Consider the following 24,257-nt stretch of genomic DNA (forward strand, 5'->3'; position numbering starts at 1 on the left):
TGTTGCCGCCTCACTACGCCCCTGCTTAGCCTCGTGATACTTCCACTTATCCTCGGGACATTTCCACGCTGCAGAGAGGTAATAGGCCGTGAAAGGAATCGTTCTCGCGGGAGGTCGGGGAACGCGGCTGCACCCGATAACCGCCGCGGTCTCCAAACAGCTGCTCCCGGTGAGTGACAAGCCGATGATCTATTATCCAATATCGGTGCTCATGCTGGCCGGAATCAGGGATATCCTCCTCATTTCCTCGCCCGACCAGGTGTCGAACTTCGCCCGGCTGCTGGGCGACGGCTCCCGCTTCGGACTGAACATCTCCTACGTCTCCCAGGAATCGCCGGACGGGATAGCCCAGGCGTTTCTCCTCGGCTCCTCCCACATCGGGAGCGGCCCGGCCGCGCTGATCCTCGGCGACAACATCTTCCACGGGCCCTCCTTCTCGGACGTGCTGGAAGAGAACGTTAAGGACGTGGACGGGTGCGTGCTGTTCGGGTATCCGGTGAGCGATCCCGGCGCATACGGAGTCGGGGTGACCGACGAGAGCGGGCGCCTGGTCTCGATAGCGGAGAAACCGGCGAAGCCGCTCTCCAACAGAGCCATCACCGGCCTGTATTTCTACGACAACGACGTCATCGACATCGCCAAGAATCTCAAGCCGTCCGATCGTGGCGAGCTGGAGATCACCGACGTGAACCTGGCCTACGTACGGCAGGGCAAGGCGAAACTGGTGGATCTCGGCAGAGGATTCGCCTGGCTGGACACCGGTACGCCGGAGACCCTGCTCCAGGCGGGCCAGTACGTGCAGACCCTCGAACAACGCCAGGGCGTACGCATCGCCTGCCTGGAGGAGGTGGCGCTCCGCATGGACTTCATCGACGCGGAGCAGTGTTACCGGCTCGGAGCCGAGCAGTCGCAGTCCGGCTACGGCCAGTACGTGATGAGCATCGCGAGTAGTTACACGCAATGAGAATCCTGGTCACCGGCGGCGCCGGTTTCATCGGTTCCCAATACGTCCGTACCCTGGCCGAGCGGCGCGACTGCACGCTGACGGTCCTCGACAAGCTCACCTACGCCGGCAACCTGGCCAACCTGGAGCCCGCAGACGGCCGCTTCACGTTCGTGGAGGGCGACATCTGTGACGCCGGCCTCGTCGGCGAGCTGGTGGCCGCGCACGATCAGGTCGTGCACTTCGCCGCCGAGTCTCACGTCGACCGGTCCATCAGCGGTGCGGGGGAGTTCGTCCGCACCAACGTGACGGGGACGTACACGCTGCTCGCGGCGGCGGTCGAGCACGGGCTCGGCACGTTCGTGCACGTCTCGACCGACGAGGTGTACGGCTCCATCCTCGAAGGCTCCTGGGGCGAGCAGGAGCCCCTGTCGCCCAACTCGCCGTACTCGGCGTCGAAGGCGTCGGCCGACCTGCTCGCCCTCGCCTACCACCGGACGTACGGGCTGGACGTGCGGGTGACCCGCTGCTCCAACAACTACGGGCCGTACCAGTTCCCCGAGAAGGTCATCCCGCTGTTCGTCACCACCCTCCTCGACGGCGGCAAGGTCCCGCTGTACGGGGACGGCCTGAACTCGCGCGACTGGCTCCACGTGACCGACCACGTCGCGGGAATCGAGCTGGTACGGCAGGGCGGCCGGCCGGGAGAGGTCTACAACATCGGCGGCGGCACCGAGCTGACCAATCGCGAGCTGACCGAACTGCTCCTGAGGGCCTGTGGCGCCGGATGGGGGCGCGTGGAGTTCGTCGAGGACCGCATGGGCCACGACCGCCGCTACTCCGTCCAGGACACCAAGATCCGCGTTGAGCTGGGGTACCACCCGGCAGTGGACTTCGAGAAGGGCCTGGCCGAGACGGTCGAGTGGTACCGGAACAACCGCTCCTGGTGGGAGAGCGCATAGGGGTTCACGTAGGGGTTACCGCCGCTGACCTCGCATAACACCGAAGAAGGGGATCATACGGACCCGTATGATCCCCTTCTTCTTTGACGTGTGACCGTGCACCCGGGGTATCGGGCGAATTTCAGGGCTGACAGCGGATCGTGAACAAGTGGTCCCTCCCCGCATGAAAACCGGGCGCCGGGTCACCCGCCTTCTCTGCGGGTGACCCGACGCCCGGTTCCGAGTACCTCGGCTACACGTCGCCGCCCAGCTCCTGGTCGAGCATCTCGAACAGTTCCTCAGCAGAAGCCGCCGCGATCCGCTCGGCGTCCTCCGTGGAGGCCGCGGCGAGCCGGTCGTCCTCCACCGCGGAGGGCAGAGGCTCGGGAGCCTCCGGCTCAGCCGGGGCCAGCCGCTCGGCCAGGTACCGGGCGACCGCGGTGGCGTTCGGCTGGTCGAAGGCGAGCGTGGCGGGCAGCGGCAGCCCGGTCCGCCCGCGCAGCCGGTTCCGCAGCTCGACGGCGGCCAGGGAGCTGAAGCCGAGCTGAACGAAGCCGCGCTCGGCGTCGATCATGTCCGCGCTGTCGTGCCCGAGCGCCACCGCGGCCTCCGCCTGGACCAGCTCCAGCAACATGCGGTCCCGCTCCCGGGCAGGCAGCCCGGCCAGCCGCTCCCGCAGCCCGGCCGCGCCGTCCGACCCGTTGGCCCGTGCCGCCGCCACGGTGGTGGTACGGCGCGTGCCCACGAGGTCCCGCAGGAGCGCGGGCAGATCGTCGCCACGGGCCCGCAGCGCGCGGACGTCCGGCCGGATCGGCGCCAGCACCGGCGCGGGCACACGCAGCGCCGCGTCGAACAGCGCCAGCCCGGTCTCCGCGGAGATCGCCGGTATGCCGAGCCTGCTCACCCTGGCCAGGTCGGTGTCCTGCAGCGGCCCGCCGAGCCCGGTGTCCACCGCCCACATTCCCCAGGTCAGCGAGGTGGCGGGCAGCCCGGCGGCAGCACGATCCGCGGCGAGCGCGTCGAGGAAGGCGTTGGCCGCCGCGTAGTCGCCTTGCCCGGCGGCGAGCACCATTCCGCCGGCGGAGGAGAACAGCACGAAGTGGGTGAGGTCATGTTTCCGGGTGAGTTCGTGCAGGTGCCAGGCGGCATCCGCCTTGGGCCGCAGCACCCGGTCCAGCCCTTCCTCCGTCAGCGTGCCGAGCACGCCGCCGGCCACCACACCCGCGGTGTGCACCACCGCGCGCAGGGGGTGGCTGTCGGGGATCTCCTCCAGCAGTACGGTGAGGGCGTCCCGATCGGACACATCACAGGCGGCCACCGCGACTTCGGCGCCCAGCCCGCTCAGCTCATCGCGCAACTCGGCCGCCCCGGGGGCGTCCAGGCCCCGGCGGGAGACCAGCAGCAGACGCCGCACGCCGTGCTCGGCCACCAGGTGCCGGGCCATCAGGGCGCCCAGCCCGCCGGTGCCGCCGGTGATCAGCGTGGTCCCGTCGGCCGGCCAGGCCGTGTCGGACGGCTCAACGGCTGCGGCGCGGGTCAGCCGCGGCACCCACGGCCTGCCGTCACGGATCGCCAGCTCGGGCTCGCCGGTCGCCAGGGCGACACGTACGCCGTCCGCCAGATCGGGCTCGCCGGTGATTACGCGTGCGCCGTTCGCCAGGTCGGGTTTGCCGGTGGCTGGGGCGACGCGTGCGCCGTCTGCCAGGTCGCCGCCCGGATCCAGGTCGACCAGGATGATCCGGCCGGGGTTCTCCTCCTGGGCGGCCCGCACCAGGCCCCAGACTGCGGCCCGCGCCGGGTCCGGCGCCTCGGCGTCACGCACCGCCACGGCACCCCGGGTGATCACCACTGCCGGCCTGGTGTTCGCCTCGTCCGACCAGTTCTGCAGGCCGGTGAGCACCGGACGCAGGGTACGCCGCACCCGATCCGGCACATCGCCGCCCGAGGCTTCGCCGGCGACACCGGTGGCGTCGATGACGAGCGCGTCGGAGGCGTCCACCGCGCCGAGGGGACCGGACGGCTGGACCTGCCGCCACGTCACCGCGAGCAGCGAATCCGAGGCCGGGCGGGCCTGTGCCAGCTGCTCGGCCTGGACCGGCCTGGACACCACCGTCTCCACCGTGGCCACCGGCTGACCTTCGGAGTCGGCCAGGTCCAGCCGGGTGACCTCGTCACCGTCCAGCCGGCGCAGCCGTACCCGCACCGCGTCGGCGCCGGCGGCGTGCAGGGTGACGCCGTTCCAGTTGAACGGGATCAGCGTCGCCTTCGGCCCGGCCACCAGGTCCACGTGCATCGCGGCGTCGAGGAGGGCGGGGTGCAGGCCGTATCGGCTGGTCTGTCCGGCTTCTTCGGGAAGGATGATGTCGGCGTAGAGGTCGTCACCGTGTTTCCAGGCTCGGGTGAGACCGTGGAAGGACGGGCCGTAGCCGTAGCCGTGATCGACCAGCCGGTCGTACAAACCGGTGGTGTCCAGCGGCTGGGCGTCCGGCGGTGGCCAGGTGTGGCCCAGGTCCGCAGGGGTGCCCTGGGGGACGGTGGGGGTGAGCGCGCCGGTCGCGTGCCGGGTCCACTGTCCGTGGTGGTCCTTGGAGTGGATGCCGATCTGGCGTCGGCCGTCCTCGTCCGGTGCGCTCACGGTGACCTGTACGACGGTGCCGCTGTTGGTGTCACCGGGGTCGGGGATGGGCAGCGGGGCCTGCAAAGTGAGTTCGTCGATGGTCGGGCAGCCGACCTGTTCGCCGGCGCGCAGGGCCAGATCGACGAAGGCGGTGCCGGGCAGGATCGGGACGGCGTTGATGACGTGGTCAGCCAGCCAGGACTGAGCCGTGACCGACAGTCGGCCGGTCAGGATGGCCCCGCCGTCGGGCTGCTCCACCACCGCACCCAAGATCGGGTGATCGGCGGCGGCCTGGCCGAGCGCGGCCGGGTCGCCGGTCGAGGCGAGCTGCAACCAGTAGCGGCGATGCTGGAAGGCGTAGGTGGGCAGGTTCAGGTCGCCGACCTTGGTGGTCCAGGCCGGCCAGGCGGTCCAGTCCACGCTGGTGCCGCTGGCCCAAGCCTGGCCCAGTCCGGTGATCAGCTGGGCGGTCTCGTCCCGGTCGCGGCGCAGCAACGCCACCACCGTGGGCTCTTCGCCGTCGTGCCCGGTGAGGGTTTGTTCGATCATGGGGGCCAGCTGCGCGTCCGGGCCGACCTCGATGAAACAACCGACCTGATTTCGGGACAAGGTGGTGACGGTGTCAGCGAACCGCACCGGCCGCCGTACGTGCTCGACCCAGTAGCCGGGCTGGGTGATTTCCTCACCGGCCAGGTCACCTGAGACGTTGGACACCAGCGGCAGCTCCGGACGGCGCAGCGTCAGTCCCGCTACGACCTGCTCGAACTCGGCCAGCATCGGTTCCATCAGCGGCGAGTGGAAGGCATGCGACACCCGCAGCTGCCGGGTCCGGTGCCCCTGCCGCTGAGCCCACTCCACGACCTTGGCGACCTGATCGGACGCGCCGGAGACGACCACCGCGCCGGGCGCGTTCACCGCGGCTACCGCCACCTGGTCGTAGTCGGCCAGCACTGGCGCGAGCTCGTCTTCGCCGCAGCCGATCGCGGCCATCGCGCCACCAGCGGGCAGCGCCTGCATCAATCGGCCGCGTGCGGCTACCAACCGGCAGGCATCGGCCAGTTCCAGCACCCCGGCCACATGCGCCGCAGTGATTTCGCCGATGGAGTGACCGGCGACGTAATCGGGTTGGATGCCCAGCGATTGCAGCAGCCGGTACAGCGCCGTCTCGACCGCGAACAGCGCGGCCTGCGTGAACACCGTCTGATCCAGCGCCCCGCCGGCGTCGCCGAAGATGATCTCCCGCAGGCTCAAGCCACCCGCCAGTTCGGAAGCGTCGGTAAGTTCGGCCTCCAGGAGCGCGCACGCCTCGTCGAAGGCTTGGGCGAACACCGGGAACGCCGCATACAGCTCGCGACCCATCCCAGGCCGCTGCGCGCCCTGGCCGGAGAACAACACCGCCACCCGGCCCGGCCGCACCCGACCGACCACCGACTCCGACTCGCCAGCCGCCAGGGCCCGCAGTTCGGCCAGCAAAGCTTCCCGGTCCGACGCCGGCAGCACCGCCCGGTACTCCAGGGCCGCCCGGCGCGTCATCCCGGCGGCCACCTCCACCGGACCGGCCGCCTCGTGCTCGGTCATGAACCCGGCCAGCCGTCCGGCCTGCGCCCGCAACGCCGCCTGGCTCTTGGCCGCCACCACCACCGGAACCGGCGCGTTGCCGCCTGCGGTCGTGCCGTTGTCCTGCTCTTCCTCGGCCCGCGGCTCTTCCAGAATCACATGGGCGTTGGTGCCGGAGATGCCGAACGACGACACCCCTGCCCGGCGCGGCCGGTCCGCGTCCTGCGGCCAGGGCTGGTGCCGGGTCAGCAGCTCCACCGCTCCGCCGGACCAGTCGACCTTCGACGACGGCGCGTCCACGTGCAGGGTCCTGGGCAGCGTCTCGTGCCGCATCGCCAGGATCATCTTGATCACACCGGCCACCCCGGCCGCCGCTTGAGTGTGACCCAGGTTCGACTTCACTGAACCCAGCCACAACGGCGATGGGCGGTCCTGGCCGTAGGCGGCCAGCAGCGCCTGCGCCTCGATCGGGTCACCCAGCGAGGTGCCGGTGCCGTGGCCTTCAACCACATCCACCTGGGCAGGACCGAGTCCTGCCGAAGCCAGCGCCGCCTCGATCACCCGCTCCTGCGAAGGACCATTGGGAGCGGTCAGGCCATTCGACGCACCGTCCTGGTTGACCGCGCTGCCACGCAGCACCGCCAGGACCCGGTGCCCACGACGCCGGGCGTCCGACAGCCGCTCCACCACCAGCACACCCACGCCCTCGCCCCAGCCGACCCCGTCGGCCGCATCGGCGAACGACTTGCACCGCCCGTCAGCGGCCAACCCTCGCTGGAGGCCGAAGTCGGTGAAGGTGTCCGGCGTGGACATCACCGTCACTCCACCGGCGAGTGCCAAGTCACACTCCCCGGCACGCAGCGCCTGTGCCGCCAGGTGCAGCGCCACCAGCGACGACGAACACGCCGTGTCCACCGAAACCGCCGGCCCTTCCAGACCGAACGCGTACGACACTCGCCCGGACACCACGCTGGCCAGGCTGCCGTTGCCCAGGTAACCGGCATACTCCTCCGGTACCTGGCCAGGCCGGGTGCCCCAGTCGTGGTACATCACTCCGGCGAACACCCCGGTCGGGGTGCCGCGCAGCCCGGACGGGTCGATGCCGGCGCGCTCCAGGGCCTCCCAGGACGCTTCGAGCAGCAACCGCTGCTGCGGGTCCATGGCGGTGGCCTCACGCGGGCCGATATCGAACGGAGCGGGGTCGAAGTACGCCGCGTCGTGCAGGAACCCGCCCTGCCGGGTGTAGGTGCGACCCTGTTTGCCGGGCTCCGGGTCGTAGATGCCGGAAATGTCCCAGCCTCGGTCGGTCGGGAAGTCAGTGACCCCGTCACGATCGTCGATCAACAACTGCCAGAGCTCTTCGGGACTGGTGACCTGACCGGGGAACCGGCAGGCCATCCCGACCACGGCGATCAGATCGCCATCGCCCGCAGAGTCGCCCGACGCAACAGCCTGTACCGGACGGCGGACCACCGTTCCGGACAGGGCGGTATCCAGATGCGTCGCCAGCGCGCGGGGGCTTGGGTGATCGAACACCAGCGTCGGGCTCAGCCGCAGCCCGGTCACCGTCTGCAACCGGTTCCGCAACTCCACCGCGGTCAGTGAGTCGAACCCGAAGTCCTGGAACGGCCGATCCGCCTCGATCGCCTGCGCACTGTCATGGCCCAGCGTGGCCGCAGCCTGACCGCACACCACGTCCAGCAGCTGCCGTTGCCGCTGCGGTGCCGACAACTGCGCCAGCGCCGCCACCAGCCCCGACCCCCCGGCGGGGTCGGCCGGCTCAGCCGTACCCGAGGAGTCAGCGCTGCGCCGCGCGAGGGGACCGGCCAGCGCCCGCAGCAGCGCCGGCAGATCAGCTCCACGCCGTCCCAGCGCGCCGGGATCGAACCGGGCCGGCACCAGATGCGGCCGGCCCGCACCCACACCGGCATCCAGCAAAGCCAGACCCTGATCCCCGGTCAGCGACAGCACACCGGCCGCCCGCATCCGCGCCTCATCACGCGCGCCGATCCGCCCGGCCATGCCGCGCTCTTCCGACCAGGGTCCCCACGCCAGCGACACCGCCGGCAAACCGGCCGCGGCCCGCGCCACCGCCAACGCATCCACGAACGCGTTCGCCGCCGCGTAATTGCCCTGCCCGGCCCCATCCACCACGCCGGCCAGCGAGGAGAACACCACGAACCGGGCCAGCTCCCCATCACGGGTCAGCTCGTCCAGATGCCAGGCCGCGTCCACCTTCGGCCGCAACACCGTCTCCACCTGCGCAGCCGACAGCGACGTGATCACTCCGTCGTCCACCACGCCCGCCGCGTGCACCACCGCCCGCAACGGCTGCGCCTCATCGATCTCCGCCAGCAACACCGCCAGCGCGTCCCGATCCGCCACATCACACGCGACCACGGTGACCTCGGCGCCCTGCCCGGCCAGCCCATCGCGCAACTCGGCGGCGCCCGGGGCGTCCAGACCCCGGCGGGAGACCAGCAGCAGATGCCGCACCCCGTGCTCGGCCACCAGATGCCGGGCCGTCAACGCACCCAGCCCACCGGTACCACCGGTGATCAACGTGGTCCCATCGGTCGGCCAGCCCGCCACGGGCTCCTCTTCCGAACCGGGCGACGTCACCCGCTCCAGACGCGGTGTCCACACCCGGCCGCCGCGCAGCGCCACCTCCGGCTCACGGGAAGCCAGTGCCGCCGCCACCGAGTCGGCAAGCGCCGCCTCACCAGGTGCCGTCTCCAGATCGACCAGTGTGATCCGGCCCGGATTCTCGGCCTGCGCCGCACGTACCAACCCGACGACCGCGGCCTGAAGCGGATCCACCTGCCCGCCGTCGGCGGCGACCCCACCACGGGTCACCACCACCAACCGGGCGTCTTCACGAGTCAGCGACTCCTGCAAGCGGGCCAGCACCGAGCCCACGCCACTGCGCAGGCGGTCCAGCAGCTCGTTGTCGTCAGCTCCGGCCCTGGCCCACTCGGTGGCGTCGATCACCAGGTCCGCGCCGATGTCGCCGGAGGACACCGTCACGTCCACCGGCCGCCACACCACCTCGTACAGCCACTGGTGTGCCGCCGAGCGCGAGCTCGACCACTGCGCGGGCACTGCGCGGTAAGCCAGTGACGTCACCGAGGCCACCGGCTGGCCCGCAGGGTCGGCGAGGTCGAGCCGAACCCCGGACTCGTCGTCCTGGCTCAGCCTGACCCGCGCCGCACGCGCCCCGTCGGCATGCAGTGACACCCCACGCCAGGCGAACGGCAACGCCGTGTCCTGGTCGTGGCCGGGCAGCAGGTCGGTGGCGTGCAGGGCCATGTCGAGCAACGCCGGGTGTACGCCGAAGCCCGTCGCCTCCATCCCGTCGGCCAACGCCACCTCGACGAACACCTCATCGCCGCGACGCCAGGCTCGGGTGAGGCCACGGAAAGCGGGGCCGTAGCCGTAGCCACGGTCGGCCATCGCCGGGTAAAGGTTGGTGACGTCGAGCGGTTCCGCGCCCGGCGGGGGCCAGTCGGCGAACTCGTGTGCCGCCGTCGGGGCAGGAGCCTGGGCGGGGGAGAGGAAGCCGGTGGCGTGTTGCAGCCAGACACCCTCTTCGCCGATGGAGTGGATCTCCACGGGCCGCCGCCCGTCAGCGGCGGATTTGCCGGCGACCACCTGGATCGTCACCTGGCCCCGGCTCGGTAGCTCCAGGGGGCTGTGCAGGGTGAGTTCGTCAACGGTCGGGCAGCCGACCTGGTCGCCGGCGCGTAGGGCCAGTTCGACGAAGGCGGTGCCGGGGAGGATGGGGGTGGCGTTGATGGCGTGATCGGCCAGCCAGGACTGAGCGGTGACCGACAACCGGCCGGTCAGGATGGCCCCGCCGTCGGGCTGGTTCACCACCGCACCCAAGATCGGGTGATCGGCGTCGCCCAGACCAAGCGCGGCCGGATCACCGGTCGGGGCGGGCTGCAGCCAGTAGCGGCGATGCTGGAAGGGGTAGGTGGGCAGTTCCAGGTGGCCGGGGCTGGCCGGTCTCCACGCGGTCCAGTTCACGTCGGTGCCGCTGGTCCAAGCCTGGCCCAGTCCGGTGATCAGTTGGGCGGTTTCGTCCCGGTCGCGGCGCAGCAACGCCGCCACTGTGGATTCTTCGCCGTCGTGCCGGGCGAGGGTTTGTTCGATCATGGGGGCGAGCTGGGCGTCCGGGCCTGCTTCGATGAAGCAGCTGACGCCGTGTCCGCGCAGGGTGGTGACGGTGTCGGCGAACCTGACCGGCCGTCGCACGTGCTCGACCCAGTAGCCGGGCTGGGTGATCTCCTCGCCGGCCAGTTCGCCCGAGACGTTGGATATCAGCGGCAGTTCCGGACGGCGCAGCGTCAGTCCCGCTACGATCTGCTCGAACTCGGCCAGCATCGGTTCCATCAACGGGGAGTGGAAGGCATGCGACACCCGTAGTTGCCGGGTGCGGTGCCCCTGTTGCCGCGCCCACTCCACGACCTCGGAAACCTGGTCGGATGCGCCGGAGACGACCACCGCGCCGGGCGCGTTCACCGCGGCTACCGCCACCTGGTCGAACCCAGCCAGCACCGGGGCGATCTCGTCTTCGCCGCAACCGATCGCGGCCATCGCACCACCAGCGGGCAGCGCCTGCATCAACCGGCCACGGGCGGCCACCAACCGGCACGCGTCGCCCAACTCCAGCACCCCGGCCACATGCGCCGCGGCGATCTCACCGATCGAATGACCGGCCACATAATCGGGCCGGACCCCGAACGATTCCAGCAACCGGAACAGCGCCGTCTCCACCGCGAACAACCCGGCCTGCGTGAACACCGTCTGATCCAGCGCCCCACCGGCATCACCGAGGATGATCTCCCGCAGGCTCAACCCACCGGCCAGTTCGGAAACGTCGGTGAGTTCGGCCTCCAGGAGCGCGCACGCCTCATCGAAGGCTTGGGCGAACACCGGGAATGCCGCACACAGCTCCCGACCCATTCCGGACCGCTGAGCGCCCTGACCGGAGAACAAGACCGCTACTCGGCCCGGCCGCACCCGACCGACCACCGACTCCGACTCGCCAGCCGCGAGGGCCCGCAGTTCGGTCAGCAGACCGTCCCGGTCCGACGCCGGCAGCACCGCCCGGTACTCCAGGGCCGCCCGGCGCGTCAGCCCGGCTGCCACCTCCACCGGACCAGCCGCGTCATGCCCGGCCACGAACTCGGCCAGCCGACCGGCCTGCGCCCGCAACGCCGCCTCATTCTTGGCCGACACCACCACAGGCACCGGCACGGCCGTGCCTTCCGTTTCAGCCGGCCCTTCCTCAGCCGAAGGCTCATCGACGGGCGGCTCTTCCAAAATCACATGAGCGTTGGTGCCGGAGATGCCGAACGACGACACCCCCGCACGCCGTGACCGGCCCTCGACCCGAGGCCACTCCCGGGCCTCGGTCAACAACTCCACCGACCCGCCGGACCAGTCGATCTTCGACGACGGCGCGTCCACGTACAACGTCTTGGGCAGCAGTTCGTGCCGCATCGCCAGGACCATCTTGATCACACTGGCGATGCCACCGGCCGCCTGGGTGTGCCCCAGGTTCGACTTGGCCGAGCCCAGCCAGAGCGGCGTCTCCCGATCCTGCCCGTAGGTGGCCAGCAGCGCGTGCGCCTCGATCGGGTCACCAAGCCCGGTGCCGGTGCCGTGCGCATCGACCGCGTCCACGTCCGCGGGCTGCAGCCGGGCGGCCGCGAGTGCGTCCCGGACGAGCCGGCGCTGCGCGGGACCGCTCGGCGCGGTCAGCCCGTTGGATCTGCCGTCCTGGTTGATGGCGGTGCCGCGTACCACGGCCAGCACCTGGTGCCCGTTGCGGCGGGCGTCCGACAGCCGCTCCACCACCAGCACCCCGACACCCTCGGAGAACGCGGTGCCGTCCGCGGCGTCGGCGAACGCCTTCACGCGGCCGTCCGGGGCCAGCCCGCGCTGCCGGCTGAACGCGGTGAACATGCCCGGGCTGCCCATCACCGCCACCCCGCCGACCAGGGCGAGGGAGGACTCGCCCGAACGCAGCGAGGCGCAGGCCAGGTGCAGCGAGACGATCGCGCCGGAGCAGGCGGTGTCCACCGTGATCGCCGGCCCGGTCAGGCCGAGCAGATAGGCGAGCCGGCCGGTGACGACACTCGGCGCGTTGCCGGTCATCAGGTAGCCGTCCAGGCCCTCCGGCGCCTGGTGCACGCGTACGCCGTACTCGTGCACCTCGGCGCCGAAGAACGAGCCGACGGGCTGGTCGCGCAGCGATGTCGGGTCGATGCCCGCGTGCTCCAGCGCGGCCCAGCAGGTTTCCAGCGTCATCCGCTGCTGCGGGTCCATGGCCAGGGCCTCGCGCGGGTTGATGCCGAAGAAGTCCGCGTCGAACCCGGTCGCGTCGGGCAGGAAGCCGCCGCGGTCCACGTAGCTCTTGCCCGGGGAGTCCGGGTCAGGGTCGAAGAGGTTCTCCAGGTCCCAGCCTCGGTCGGTGGGGAATTCGCCGAGCACCTCGCGTTCCTCGGCGAAGATTCGCCACAGGTCCTCGGCCGTTTCGACGCCGCCGGGGAACTTGCAGCCGATGCCGACGATGACGATCGGGTCGTCGTGGGCGTCCGACGCGGCCTCAAGGGCCTCCGCGCGGCCCCCGGCGGGCTCCGGCACGGGCAGCCCGAGTACGGCGGCGCGGACGTACTCGGCGACCAGCGCGGGCGTGGGGTAGTCGAAGGCCAGGGTCATCGGCAGCGTCACGCCGATGGCATCGACGAGCCGGTCGTGCAGGTCCACCGCGGCCAGCGAGTCGAGGCCGAGCTCGCGGAACGGCCGGCTGGAGGTCACCTCGACCAGATCGCCGCCCTCCACTCCGAGCAGCGCCTCCTTGGTCTCCCGGTGCACCAGTTCCAGGAGCACCCGGAGCTGCTCCGCGGCGGGCAGCTGGTCGAGGCCGTCGAGCCCGGCCTCGGAAGGGACGCCGTGCTCGCCTGGGGTTGCCATCATGCGCTCCGGGAGTCGTCGGGGTTCAGCGGCGGGTCGTAGACCCGTTGACGTTGCAGCTGGGAGACGGAGACGATCTCGTCCCCGCGGATCACCACTTCGGTGGGCGCGGGGCGGCCGAGGAACAGGGACAGGCTGGCGGTGAGGCCGTAGGCGCCCGCGTGCGGGATGGTCACCAGGTCGCCGGGGGCCGGGTCGGGCAGTTCGACCTCACGGGCGAGCAGGTCGCCGGGCGTGCACAGGGGCCCGGCCAGCGCGGCACGGCGGCCGGGGGCGTGCGGCGTGTCGCCGTTCGGTGGCGTGGGCTTGACCTGGGTCGGGAGCAGCCGGCCGAGCCCGGACATGCCGCCGAACGCGTTGATCCCCGCGTCCAGGATGACGAAGGTGCGGCCCCGGCTCTCCTTGACGTTGACCACGGTGCAGAGCAGCTCGCCGCTGTCGGACACCAGGTACCGGCCGGACTCACAGGCGATGCTCGGCCGGCCTTCCCGCCACTGCGGCAGGTGCCGGTCCAGCGCCTCTTCCAGGCCCTTGCGCAGGTTCGGGTAGCCGGGCCTGGTACCGGGCACGCCGTACGGCGCGGAGAACCCACCGCCGAGATCCACCAGCTCAAGCGGTTCGCCCAGGATGCGCTGCACCTCCGCGGCGACCGTCACGGTGTGCTGGAACTCGCCGATCAGGGCGTCCTCGTCCGCGGTGTTGCTGAGCGGGAAGAAGTGGGCGCCGACGATCCGGGTGCCCGGAATCGCGCGCATCGCGTCCACCTGCGCGGGCAACTCCTCCATGTCGTTGCCGAACTGGGAGGGGGTGCCGGTCATCCGGATGCTGGTGGCGGCGGAGGCGGTGGCGCTGTTGATGCGCAGCAGGCATTTCGCGACGGTGCCCTGCGCGGTGGCCGCGGCGCCGACGTGTTCGAGGTCGGTGAGCGACTCCACGGAGAACAGCCGCACCCCGGCGGCGAGCGCCTCGGCCAGCTCTCCCGCGGTCTTGCCCGGCCCGGTGTACAGGCAGTCCGCGCCGGTGAACCCGGCGGCCAGCGCGGCGGCCAGCTCCCCGGTGGAGCTGATCTCCGCACGGGCGCCGCCGCCCGGGACCGTGCGCAGCGCGCGGGCCACGTCCGGGTGCGGGTTGGCCTTGAGCGCGTAGTAGATCGCCGTGCCTTCCGGCACGAAGTCGGCCAGATCCCGGTACGCCGCCGTGACCCGGTCCAGGTCGTACACGTAGAGCGGGGACCCGAACCGGCGTACCAGCTCGTCACGGTCGATCCCCGGCGCCTTCCGGTGCGGCTCCGCCTGCTTGGAATCGTCGGAGTTGGGCGTGGCCTGACGGGTTTCCTGTGCGTGCAGGTGGCGCAGCTGGTCGCGGGCGTGCTTGCCGTGCGCGGACTGCGGGATCTCCACGACCACCCGGCAGACCGCGGGCACCTTGGCCGGCTCCAGCCGGGCGGCCAGCTCGCGGAGGACGGCGTGGGGTTCCAGCTCCGCCCCGTTGGCGGCCTCGACGAAGATCGCGAGATCGTGCTCGCCGTCGGGGGGCAGCGCGGCGGCCGCCCGTACCCCGGCGATGTCGAGCGCCGCGGCCTCGATCTCCACGGTGCTCATCCGGATGCCCTTGCGTTTGAACATGTCGTCCCGCCGGCCGTCGAAGTAGAGGTATCCGTCATCGTCGAGGCGGCCGTAGTCGCCGGTGTGCAGGCGCAGCTCCCCGGTCCGCGGGTCGCGGCGGAAGGTCTTCGCGCTCACTTCGGGGTTGCGCCAGTACCCCGGCATCACGTGCGGGCCGGTCACCACGATCTCCCCGGTCGTCCCGGTCGGCACCGGGTTCCCGTCGGGGTCGAGGATGTGTACGACGGTGCCGGCCAGCGGCTTTCCGACGGAGTCCGGACGCTCCCGCTCCTCCTCCGGAGGCATGACGGAGATGCGCTTGCACTCGGTCTGGCCGAACTGGCGGATCACCCGGGAGCCGGGGAAGTGGGTCCGCAGCGCCTCGATGGTGGTGGCGGGCAGCGCCGCGCCGGTGTTGGTGAACAACCGCACCCCGGCGGTGGGCTCACTCTTCCGCTGCGCCGAGGCGATGATCATGTTGGCCAGCGAGGGCACGATCGGCACCACCGTCGCCCGGGTCTTCCGGAGCTGATCGACCAGCCGCAGGTCGGCGCCCGCGTCGGCGAAGACGATCTCGGCGCCCACGGCGCAGGTCATCAGCAGCTTGTACAGCCCGTAGTCCCAGGACATCGGGAAACGGCAGAAGACCACGTCGTCCGGGCGGTAGCCGAGCGCCTCGACGAGCGCCACGGTGGCGAAGCAGACCTGGGAGTGGGGGCAGATCACCGCTTTCGGCTCCGCCGTACTGCCCGAGGTGTACACCAGCGCGGCCAGGTCCGCGGGGTCGATCTCACTCGGTACGGCCACCCGCGCCCGCTCGCTCGCGAGCTCGGTCACCTCGGCCCAGACCGCTTCGAGGTCGTGGACCGGTGCGCCGGTGAGTGCGCGCACGGCGTCGGGCTTCCCGCCGGCGGATTCGACGATCACCAGCGCGGGGTCGGCGTTCTCAAGCACCGAACGCAGGTGAAAGCTCTTCATCGCCGGGTTGAGCGGCACGAAGACGGCGCCGCGGCGCGATACGCCGAAGAACAGCGCGGCCAACCGGCGGTCGGTGGGGGCGTGCACCACCACCCGTACGCCCGGGCCGACGCCGCGGTCGTCCAGCCAGCGGTCTACCGCATGGCTGATCGTATCCAGTTCGTGATAGGTCCATACCCCCGTGGAGTCCCTCACCGCTGGCGACTCGGAAAACTCCGCGGCGCTTTGGTCGAGAAAGTCGTGGATAAATGTCCCGTTGTATCTCGGCCGGTTATTCAGCATAATCGACGATCTCCCTAGGCAGCGCGGAGTTCAGGCTAAGCCGGGCCTCCGCCCCAGCTGTACCCCTAGCCGCCCCTAACGTCGCACCCGGTCCGCCCAGGCCGAACCCTTCATACCGCCACAACGGGACGCCGACGACTGTGAAGTAGCCGCAGCAACCGAAGACAAGAACGACACCGTCGGCACGACGCCCCAACCAGACCAGATACAACGACAACAGTCCGGCTCCGCGCTGCAGATTAAGGCATTTGGGCCCACGTCCGCTTTACCTCCGCATTGGCCTATAGAGAATTGCACGTCAGATGCAGTCTTGGCCTAGCTGACCGCAGCAGACGCTTGCCGCGCCAGGCAGCGAGGATTCAGCCGCGGACGGCGTACTACGGACAACCCCGAGAACGTCCAGAAATGGTGTCGACAATGACCCGACTTCGAGCGCACATTCCATCCCACCGGCCGTTGCTCATATAAAAGCGGTGATCAAGCCGACCGGCCGACCGCCCCCAGGACGCCCGTCCACAGCCGTACCGGATCCTGGCCCAGCCCCTCCACCGACAGCCACGCCGGCGCCCGCTGCTCCCGCACGTCGGCCCGCCACTGCGCCGGCAACGTCGACTTGCCGTACCCGCCCGCAGCCGCGATCACCACCAGCCGGGCCCCGCCCGCCGCCGGCAGCCGACCCACCAGATGCGGCCGCTCGACCCACTCGCCTCGCGTAGCTCGGCCTCGGTCATCGGACTGAGTCGCACGGTGGAATCGCGGACGGTCGCGGCCAACTCCGGATGTTCCGCGCAGTGGCTGAAAAAGTCGGCGCGCAGGGCGAGGACGATGCGCCTGTTGTCGTCGTCGTGCCCGCGGCCAGCAGCGCGTCGATGAATTCGTTTTGCTCATCAGGGTCGTCGCACAGGGGTGTACACCTCTTCGAACTGGTCGACGACGATGACGTCGTCGGTGAACTCGCCGCAGGAGCAAGGGGGTGCGGACCTGGTGTGAGCAGGTGGATCGAGCGTGGCCGTTCGTCGTGCAGATGCGGAATGAGGCCGGCTCGCAGCAGTGAGGATTTGCCGCCCGACGGGCCGACGGGCATGACCACGCGATGGTCGCGCACCAATGCCGTCATCCGTTTGATCATCGCGTCCCTGCCGAAGAACAGGTCGCGATCGCTCTGCTCAAACCGGGCCAGCCCCAGATAGGGAGAGGTGGTCCGGTCCTCAGCTGCCGCCTGGTCGCGTGCTTCCCGGCCGGCCTCATGCCAGCGACGCCCCCATTCTTCGGCGTCCCCACCGCGGACTTCGACGTAGGCCAGGGCAACGGGTAGCGAGGGCAGCCGATCTCCCGCTGCGGCCTGTGCGAGCGTGGCGGCAGAGTAATGCGCAAGGCCCGCCATGGCCCGATACTTCGGCCCGCCAGCCTCTTGGCGTAACTCGCGCAGCTCGTAGGCGAAGCGGGCGATGGGCCCTCCGGCCGGATCCAGTGGCTGTTCGCGACGACCCGACATGTCTCCCGGTCCGACCCGCTCAAGATCCTTTGACAGTAGCAGGGAGTACGGAGCATGCAGCGGGCCCGATGCGGACGTTCGGGTGCCGGGAAATTTTGTCTGCACTGGTGAAGGGGGCTGTTAGACAATCCTTCGCCTGCCGAGACTTAACACAGCCATGGGCCGAACCCGTTCAGCGGAGTGTGCCGACTGGTCGGGTGGCGAGGAGCAATCTCCTGATCACACATCGAAAGGTCAACGAATGAAGTCCATGCGGATGCGGCTCGGTGCTAGGTGCTCTGGCTCAGTCTCTTTCGGCCGCCGTCGCCACGGCAGGACAAGCGTCAGCCACTGCGCGAGACTGCGCCCGCCGGACGCCTCCCGGCAGCCCCCGTGCACGAGGAGATCGCTGAAACGGTGACACTGAAACCCGGGAGCTAACAACCTGTACTTCGGCGTGCTGAACGGCGGGGGCACCGGCGCCGCACAGATGCCGCATGGCCACGAGGCGGCCCTTTACTAGGGGACATCTCTCACGACAGCAACGTCGTGTGGATGTACGTGCGGCCCGTTCAAGAACCGGGCTATTCAGGCTCTTCGCCGACTTCAGCGCATGCCCCAGCCCGTCGCCAACCTGGTCTTCCGCGCCTGAAGGTGGGCTGTCGCCGGCAGCGCGTCCGTCTGCAGCGGCTGGTACTCGCTCTCCTCCTGCCTGTCCCACTGTGTCGATGTGTCGGTCATTTCGCTGTGCTCGATGCCTCGCGATGCCCCCGCAGGATCCTGTACCCCACCAAGCAGGTGGACGCGGCGACGCCGCTCCGTAGGCGATCGTCCCGGCAACCACGAAAGGGAGCGCATGAAGACGCTGCGCCTTCATTTTGGTCAGCAGGACTTGACCCGGGTCCGACTCGCGTCTGGTTACCACGCGATGTGGGAAATCGTCTTAAGCATCCATCAGCTCGCCTTCCCCGCCCAGCACGTCCCCTTCTTCGCCACCTGGAGACGCAGCTCTATCAGCATGGTCGAGAGGACGGGCCTGGAGGCAACAGTGCGTCAACTGGCCGAACTGATGCCCGCGGCGGCATACTTCCCAGACTTTCTCACTCCCCCATCCCATCCTTCCGGCCTCGGCTCAAGCCTGGACATCGTGCTGGCCACGCCCCGCGCACGGCTGCGAGCTGAGATCCAGATCCTGGCCGCCACCTACCGGCAACCCCCGTCCTGGCTTGCCACACTCGCTGGCGGTCAGGCGAGCGTACTGGCCCAGCTCGGTAACGCGATCCGCCGCTACCATGCCGTGGCGATAGCGCAGTATGACGAGGAACTCTCGGCGGCCGTCGAGGCGGACCTCGCACAGCGACGGCAGATGCTGGCCACGAACGGGGTCGAGGCGTTGCTGCGGGGACTGCACCCATCGACCCGGTGGGAGCCGCCTATCTTGCGGGTGGACTATCCGGTCGAGGCCGACATTCACTTGGACGGCAGGGGCTTGTTGCTGATCCCCACCTTTTTCGGGATCCACAAGCCCATCGCTCTCGCCGACCGGGCGCTGCTACCCGTGCTTGCCTACCCCATCAACCGGGCACAGCTGTGGGAACCGCAGCTGCGCGAGGAGAGAACCCGACAGCGCTTGCACGCGCTGTCGGATCTTCTCGGTCCCGTGCGCGCCGCAGTGCTCCTGGCGATCGATGATGGGCTCAGTACCACCGCCCTGGCCGCGGCGCTGAGCACAAGCTCGTCATCAGCCAGCCGACACGCCACCGCGCTGCGTAGAGCGGGTCTGATCCATACCAGCCGTCAGGGCCAGCGCGTGCTGCATACCCGCTCGCCTCTTGGCGACGCTCTGGTCAAGGGGTCCGCCTTCTAAACGATCGGGGCGCCGGCGGCTCGATCGGTGGCCGTCGACGCGGTCGCACGCCACATCCTCGCGGCCCGCGACCCCGCCCGCTTCGCAGCCGACGACGGCGGTGCCGTACCCGGGCGTGTTCGCCGAGCGAGCGTCGTCGGCGGCCTCCATTCTGTCAACACCATTCCCGTCAGGGCTGCCCGTGAGAGACGAACCGAGGAGGCCGACGAATCGCCCTGCCGGTCTGAGGCAGCCGGAGGGGGAGACCCTCCGGCTGCCCGCCACATCTACCTGACACGTAGCAGCGTTACCACCAGCCGGTACACGCCCGGTTGCTCCCGGTCTGCACGACGTAGTAGCAGGCCCGGAACAGGTAGTTGGAGTCGTTGGGGTGCGGGATGTAGAACCAGGTGTACTTCTCCGACCCGCGGACCAGGGACTCGGTGCAGTCGATGTGGGTGCTGCCGCCGTCAGTGGTTATCTCCATCTTGACCCCGTCAGCGTTGCCGACCGGCTTGCCCGCGCTGACCAGCGCGCCAAAGGCGACTTCCTGCGTGGCCCCGCCGCCTCCGGCTACATAGGCCCACCCGCGCTGGACACTGACCCGGCGCCCGTCGTACGTCCTCGACGCCACCGTCGACGACGAGACTTGCCAGGGCGACTGGTAGATCGTGTTGTGCGACGCTGCCGCTCGTGCGCACGTGGTGGCGGCTTGAGCGGGAGCAGCGGAAAGAGCCACAGACAGCGGGATGGCGAGCAGGGCCGTCAGGCCAGCGGCAGCGTGGCGGTGAATGAGCGGACGTGACATGTGATACCTCCGAGATCGTTGACACTGTGGCGCAGCGCCCGGTTGAGCGCGGCATAGAAGGGGTTGCGGTGCGGGGGGCGGGGCGGCAGGAGCGCGGCCACGGCGACGGGCGCTCCCTCTTCGCGCCGGTGCTACATGCCCAGTTGTCGTAGCGTCCGATTCAGCGTGGTGGCGAAGATTCCGGCTCCCCAGATCGTGGGATGGAAGGACTGCTGTGAGATCACCCCGGGGAAGGACGGGCTTTCACCCTGGGTGCGGTCGAGGATGATGCCGTGGATCGCTGACGGCTCGGCGCACACGGCTTTCCCCTGGAAGTCCGGGACCGGGTCGGCGAAGACCACCTGGGTGTCCGGCAGTGCTGCGTCCGCCTGGGCCGCCGCCTCGCGCATCGTGGTGGAAAGCAGGGCGCCTATCTCGTTCAGCCAAGATCCCTCGACATGGTCGATGTACGGGACACAGCTCGCGTCGTCCTCGAACAGGATGGGATAGCCCATCAAGACGATCTTGGCGTTGGGTGCGGCGCGGGCGATGTCCGTGATCTCCGCCACGACCGAGGCTTTGACCTTGGTGGTGATGAGCGCGGGCTCGCTGTCGCGCAGCGGCACGGTGTCACCCGGCATGATCTGCGCCGGACAGGCTACCTGACCAGGTGAGGCGCAGAATTGCAGGATGGGGACGAAGCGCGCGTCGTTGCCGCCGATCGACAGGGTGACCAAGGTGGTGTTCTCGTCCAGATACCCCTTGGCGATCTGGCCGAGCTCGCGGAACTGGCCGGCTCCGCCGATGTTGGATGCCACCGCTCCCGAGCACGCGTGGAGCTGCAGGTCGACATTGGCGTCCCAGCTGTCATGGCGGACGCCCAGGGAGCGGGTGTGGTCGGCGGCCACGGCCATGCGGGGCCAGGAGTGCTTGGACCGGTGGCAGGCGTTGCCGTACTTCCAGGTGTAGTTGGGGTTGTTGTAGGTGCCTTTGACGCGGTCACCGTCGTCATCCGTCTCGGCGTAATAGTCGGTTCGAGCATCGGTGGAGGCTCCTTCCCCTGAGGCGTAGGAGTCGCCGAGCGAGACCATGAGGTGGCGTGGCTTGGCGGGCAGGGGCTGGAAGGCGATGGCGTCCCAGGCGATGTCCTCCACCCATTCGCCGTCGTCGGTCAGGTTGGACAGCGAGACCTTGGGTATGCCGTCGAAGGCGAAGACTCCCAGCGACACCCAGCGATGTTCCTGCGCACGCTGCAGCACGGCCCGCTTCTTGCGCTTGCCGTTGCCGAGGTCGACGGTATAGACCGCCTGCTGGGTGTGTGCGCCCTGGTCGGGCAGGTGGACCAGGACGCGTGCCCAGCCGTGCAGTTGCTGGTCGAGCGTCCATGTGCCGGTGACCTGATGGGCCGTGTTGGACCATTGCTGGGTGTGGGTGAACCAGAAGTGCCCGCCGAAGCCGCCGCCGATCTGATGGAAGTCGATCTTCGACCGGTAGGCGCCGAAGCGATCAGGGGCGAAGTCGAGCGCGAAGCTGCCCTTGCTGGTCCATGTACGTGGGCAGTTGGGGCGTACGGACGGCACCGAGTCGGGGACGTCGTCGATGATGAGCGCGTTGGACGGCAGTGTGTTGGAACCCCTGCCGCCAGCCCTGAACGGCTCGCAGTTGGGCGGATAATGTTCGGCGAACAGGCCCCCCGAACCGAACTGTGGCTCCGCGGTCCCCGGCTCGAAGCGCAGGTTCTCATATCCGCACGTAGCGGCGCAGTCGGACTTCCAGGTCGCGTTCTGGTGCCACCAGCAGTGGTAGATGTTCGACCCGCACGGCTGGGCCCTGGACGCATCGCACAGGTTGCCGGCGTTGCAGAACAGTCCACGGGGCGGCTTGGCCTGCGTGCGATGGAGGTCCTCGGTCCACCACGCCTGGTAATAGCCGGCATCGTAGCTGTCGTCACGCCAGTCGGTTTTGACGATGGGATAGGCGGCCCAGCCGAGGACCTTCTCCGGATAGGGCCAGAGGTTGGGTGTTCGCGCGTCGTCCGGGTCGTTCTCCAGGAAGGGCAGGCGATTGGCCGGGTAGTCGGGATTGACCGGGTTGTTGGACCAGCCCAGCCCCCAGTTGCCATCCGGGTCGGTGCAAGCCGGGCCCGGCTTGCAGCCGGTCGGGTTGCCCATGCTGGGACTGCCCGGCTGCACGCCGGTGTTGTAGGCCCACACGGCGGCGAACCAATTCTCCATGCGAGACGGATCAGCGTTGTTGATCTTGACGTGGTCGTAGAGATGGTTCCACTTCTCCTGCAGAATCTGCAGGCCGGCCGCGATGTTGGTGGCGTAGTCCAGGGCAATGGCCCGCTGCGAGGTCTCGCTGCGCTGGCCCACCCGCATCCCGTCGGTCACCTGCGCCACGCCGTACCCGCAGTCCGCCTCGCCCCAGATGACCGTCCATCCATCCGGCGTCTCGCGATTGCCGTAATAGTCACCGACAAGCGGGTTGCCCGCGACACCCTCCAACGCTCGTCCGGAGGCCTGCCACATATTCGACTCCTGGGCCAGGATGCCCAGCATGATCTGCGCCGGCACACGACCGCCGCCCTTCAGGGATCGCGAGGGGAACAATCCCTGGGGCGACCAGGCCGACAACCCCGACTGATGCCAGTTCGCGGGCCGCTGAACAGTCAACGCGCCCTGCACGGCCAGATTGGCGGCCCACTCCACCTGGCGCCAATGCGGCTGAATCACCTGTCGGCGCGAGTCGTTGCGGGCGATAGAACAGGTGCGCTGGCTGTCGACGGGATCAGTGGGGGAGCCCGCGGCGATCGCAGCGCGACCGCCCGCCTGGCCGCCCTTCGTGCCCGCGGGCTTCGTGGCCGCCCCGCCGGGCAGGAGCCTGAAGTCCGCCACCGCACCGGTCGTTGTCAGATGCCCACGCAACCGAACCAACTGTCCCGGTCCCGCATGCGAGCCGTCATGCGTCAGTGACATCCGACCGGTGGTGGACACCTCGGCCCGCATGGCGGCCCGGACCTGAGTGACGTGATCAGGAAGCGCCGTCACCTGCGCTGGCTCGCCGGTGAGAAAGGCCCTGCCACCGCTACCGGGCGCCAGGGCAAGATCGGTGAGCGGCCCGCGCGCGAACTCGCGTGTCTGGCGTTCACCCGCGGCCAGGTGTTCGGCGACGGCGGTCTGCTCGTCATGCACCCGCAGGAAACTGATTCCGCCGTCCGCGTCGGGGCGCAGCGAGAATGGCAGCCCCTTGACCTCGGCCCGGGACGAGATCTTGCCGTCGCGGCCCACCTCCAGCAGGCCCTCGCCGCCTGCCGCCACGATGCGGTCACCGACCGGTACGGCCCCGGTCACCTGGCCCGCCAACTCGTGGCGGGCGAGAGACTCCCCCGTGACGGTGTCCAGCACGTGCAGCCGCGTGGCTCCCAGTCGCTGCCCGCCGGACTGGCTGAGCACGACCCGCTCATCGGCCCCGCACCCTGGATTGTGGTAAGCCAACGACACTCCAACGTCCAGCCGACGCACGCTGCCCTTGGCCAGATCCACGACAGCGGCGAACCCGCCGCGCTGGAACAACTCCTCCCGGTTGGTGAACTCGCGCGGCGCGTACACGACTACCGCCCGCCGTCCGGATCCGGTCAGGCAGACGTTGCCGATCCAGCGGTCAGTCTCAAATCCCGGTACGGTCAACGTCGCCGCGGTGCGCCACGCGTAGCCCGTCCTCGCCTCGGCAACCAGTAAGTGCAGGCCCTCAGCATCGCCCGAGGTAGTCCACGCCATGTCCTTGGATGCCTGCCAGCCATCGCCCATCATCTCGTCGCGGGCACCTGGATCGATCGCGTCTACCACAGGCTCTCGCGTGGCATTGCGGACCGCTGCCGCCACAGGTGGCGGCTCAGCTGTGCCGGAGAGCGGAACGGGCGCGGCTTGCACAGGCAGGACCGGCAGCGAGCCCGCGAACATCATGGCGGCGAGAGCACTTCTCCATCGCCTGCGTAACAGTCTCACATATGCCTCCCCAGCCTCCAAGGGCACAGCTCGCCCCTGGACAGAAGTGTGGGGAGGGGTTTTGCGGTGGTGAAGCTATTGCGGGCAGAGCGCAAAAGCTTTCGCTTTCGCTCGCCGCTGCGCGTGCCCGACTATCACGAAGCACTGAACCTTTTTCAGGCTCCGCGGCGAGTGCCCTGGTCACAGCATGATCGCGATGCCGTGGTTCGACCGGTAACAGCAAGAAGCTCCTGGTAG

10 protein-coding genes and 1 pseudogene are annotated in these 24,257 nt (G+C 69.6%); 3 read left to right on the forward strand and 8 right to left on the reverse strand.

Annotated elements, in window-relative coordinates; translation table 11 throughout:
• The first annotated feature begins 88 nt into the window (after positions 1-88).
• Together rfbA and rfbB are read left to right on the forward strand one after the other, a co-directional pair.
• The gene (gene rfbA, locus AB0I81_RS59970) at positions 89-964 is read left to right on the forward strand and encodes a glucose-1-phosphate thymidylyltransferase RfbA (protein WP_360678643.1); all 876 of its coding nucleotides are present in this window, start codon (positions 89-91) and stop codon (positions 962-964) included.
• Complete coding sequence (gene rfbB, locus AB0I81_RS59975; RefSeq protein WP_360678645.1) at positions 961-1,905, forward strand: dTDP-glucose 4,6-dehydratase; 945 nt, start codon at positions 961-963, stop codon at positions 1,903-1,905. The genes rfbA and rfbB overlap by 4 nt, the downstream gene beginning before the upstream one ends.
• Positions 1,906-2,137: 232 nt before the next feature.
• Here rfbB and AB0I81_RS59980 read toward each other — a convergent pair whose 3' ends face one another.
• The 6 genes and pseudogenes from AB0I81_RS59980 to AB0I81_RS60005 all read right to left on the reverse strand — a co-directional run bounded on the left by AB0I81_RS59980 (position 2,138) and on the right by AB0I81_RS60005 (position 18,121).
• Positions 2,138-13,045, reverse strand: a complete 10,908-nt coding sequence (locus AB0I81_RS59980; protein ID WP_360678647.1) for a type I polyketide synthase — start codon at positions 13,043-13,045, stop codon at positions 2,138-2,140.
• Positions 13,042-15,906 carry an AMP-binding protein gene (locus AB0I81_RS59985; RefSeq protein WP_360678649.1) on the reverse strand — a complete coding sequence of 955 codons (2,865 nt, stop codon included), beginning with the start codon at positions 15,904-15,906 and terminating at the stop codon, positions 13,042-13,044. The genes AB0I81_RS59980 and AB0I81_RS59985 overlap by 4 nt, the downstream gene beginning before the upstream one ends.
• A gap of 477 nt (positions 15,907-16,383) precedes the next feature.
• A complete protein-coding gene (locus AB0I81_RS59990) occupies positions 16,384-16,587 on the reverse strand; it encodes a hypothetical protein (RefSeq protein ID WP_360678651.1) in 204 nt (67 codons plus the stop codon).
• Complete coding sequence (locus AB0I81_RS59995) at positions 16,545-16,781, reverse strand: hypothetical protein (protein ID WP_360678661.1); 237 nt, start codon at positions 16,779-16,781, stop codon at positions 16,545-16,547. The genes AB0I81_RS59990 and AB0I81_RS59995 overlap by 43 nt, the downstream gene beginning before the upstream one ends.
• An 86-nt stretch (positions 16,782-16,867) precedes the next feature.
• Positions 16,868-17,401 (reverse strand): annotated as a pseudogene (locus AB0I81_RS60000) (hypothetical protein); the annotation flags it as partial.
• Positions 17,402-17,986: 585 nt separating this feature from the next.
• Positions 17,987-18,121, reverse strand: coding sequence for a hypothetical protein (locus tag AB0I81_RS60005; protein WP_360678653.1), 135 nt, complete (start codon positions 18,119-18,121; stop codon positions 17,987-17,989).
• Between the two features lie 115 nt (positions 18,122-18,236).
• On the opposite strand from AB0I81_RS60005, the gene AB0I81_RS60010 reads away from it, so the two are divergent.
• Positions 18,237-19,247, forward strand: a complete 1,011-nt coding sequence (locus tag AB0I81_RS60010; protein WP_360678655.1) for a helix-turn-helix domain-containing protein — start codon at positions 18,237-18,239, stop codon at positions 19,245-19,247.
• A 286-nt stretch (positions 19,248-19,533) separates the two neighbouring features.
• On the opposite strand, the gene AB0I81_RS60015 is transcribed toward AB0I81_RS60010, so the two are convergent.
• Together AB0I81_RS60015 and AB0I81_RS60020 are read right to left on the reverse strand one after the other, a co-directional pair.
• A complete protein-coding gene (locus AB0I81_RS60015) occupies positions 19,534-19,860 on the reverse strand; it encodes a hypothetical protein (RefSeq protein WP_360678657.1) in 327 nt (108 codons plus the stop codon).
• Between the two features lie 305 nt (positions 19,861-20,165).
• A complete protein-coding gene (locus AB0I81_RS60020; protein ID WP_360678659.1) occupies positions 20,166-23,978 on the reverse strand; it encodes an SGNH/GDSL hydrolase family protein in 3,813 nt (1,270 codons plus the stop codon).
• Between the last annotated feature and the right edge of the window lie 279 nt (positions 23,979-24,257).

Source organism: Nonomuraea sp. NPDC050404, assembly GCF_040655495.1.
Taxonomy (GTDB): Bacteria; Actinomycetota; Actinomycetes; order Streptosporangiales; family Streptosporangiaceae; genus Nonomuraea.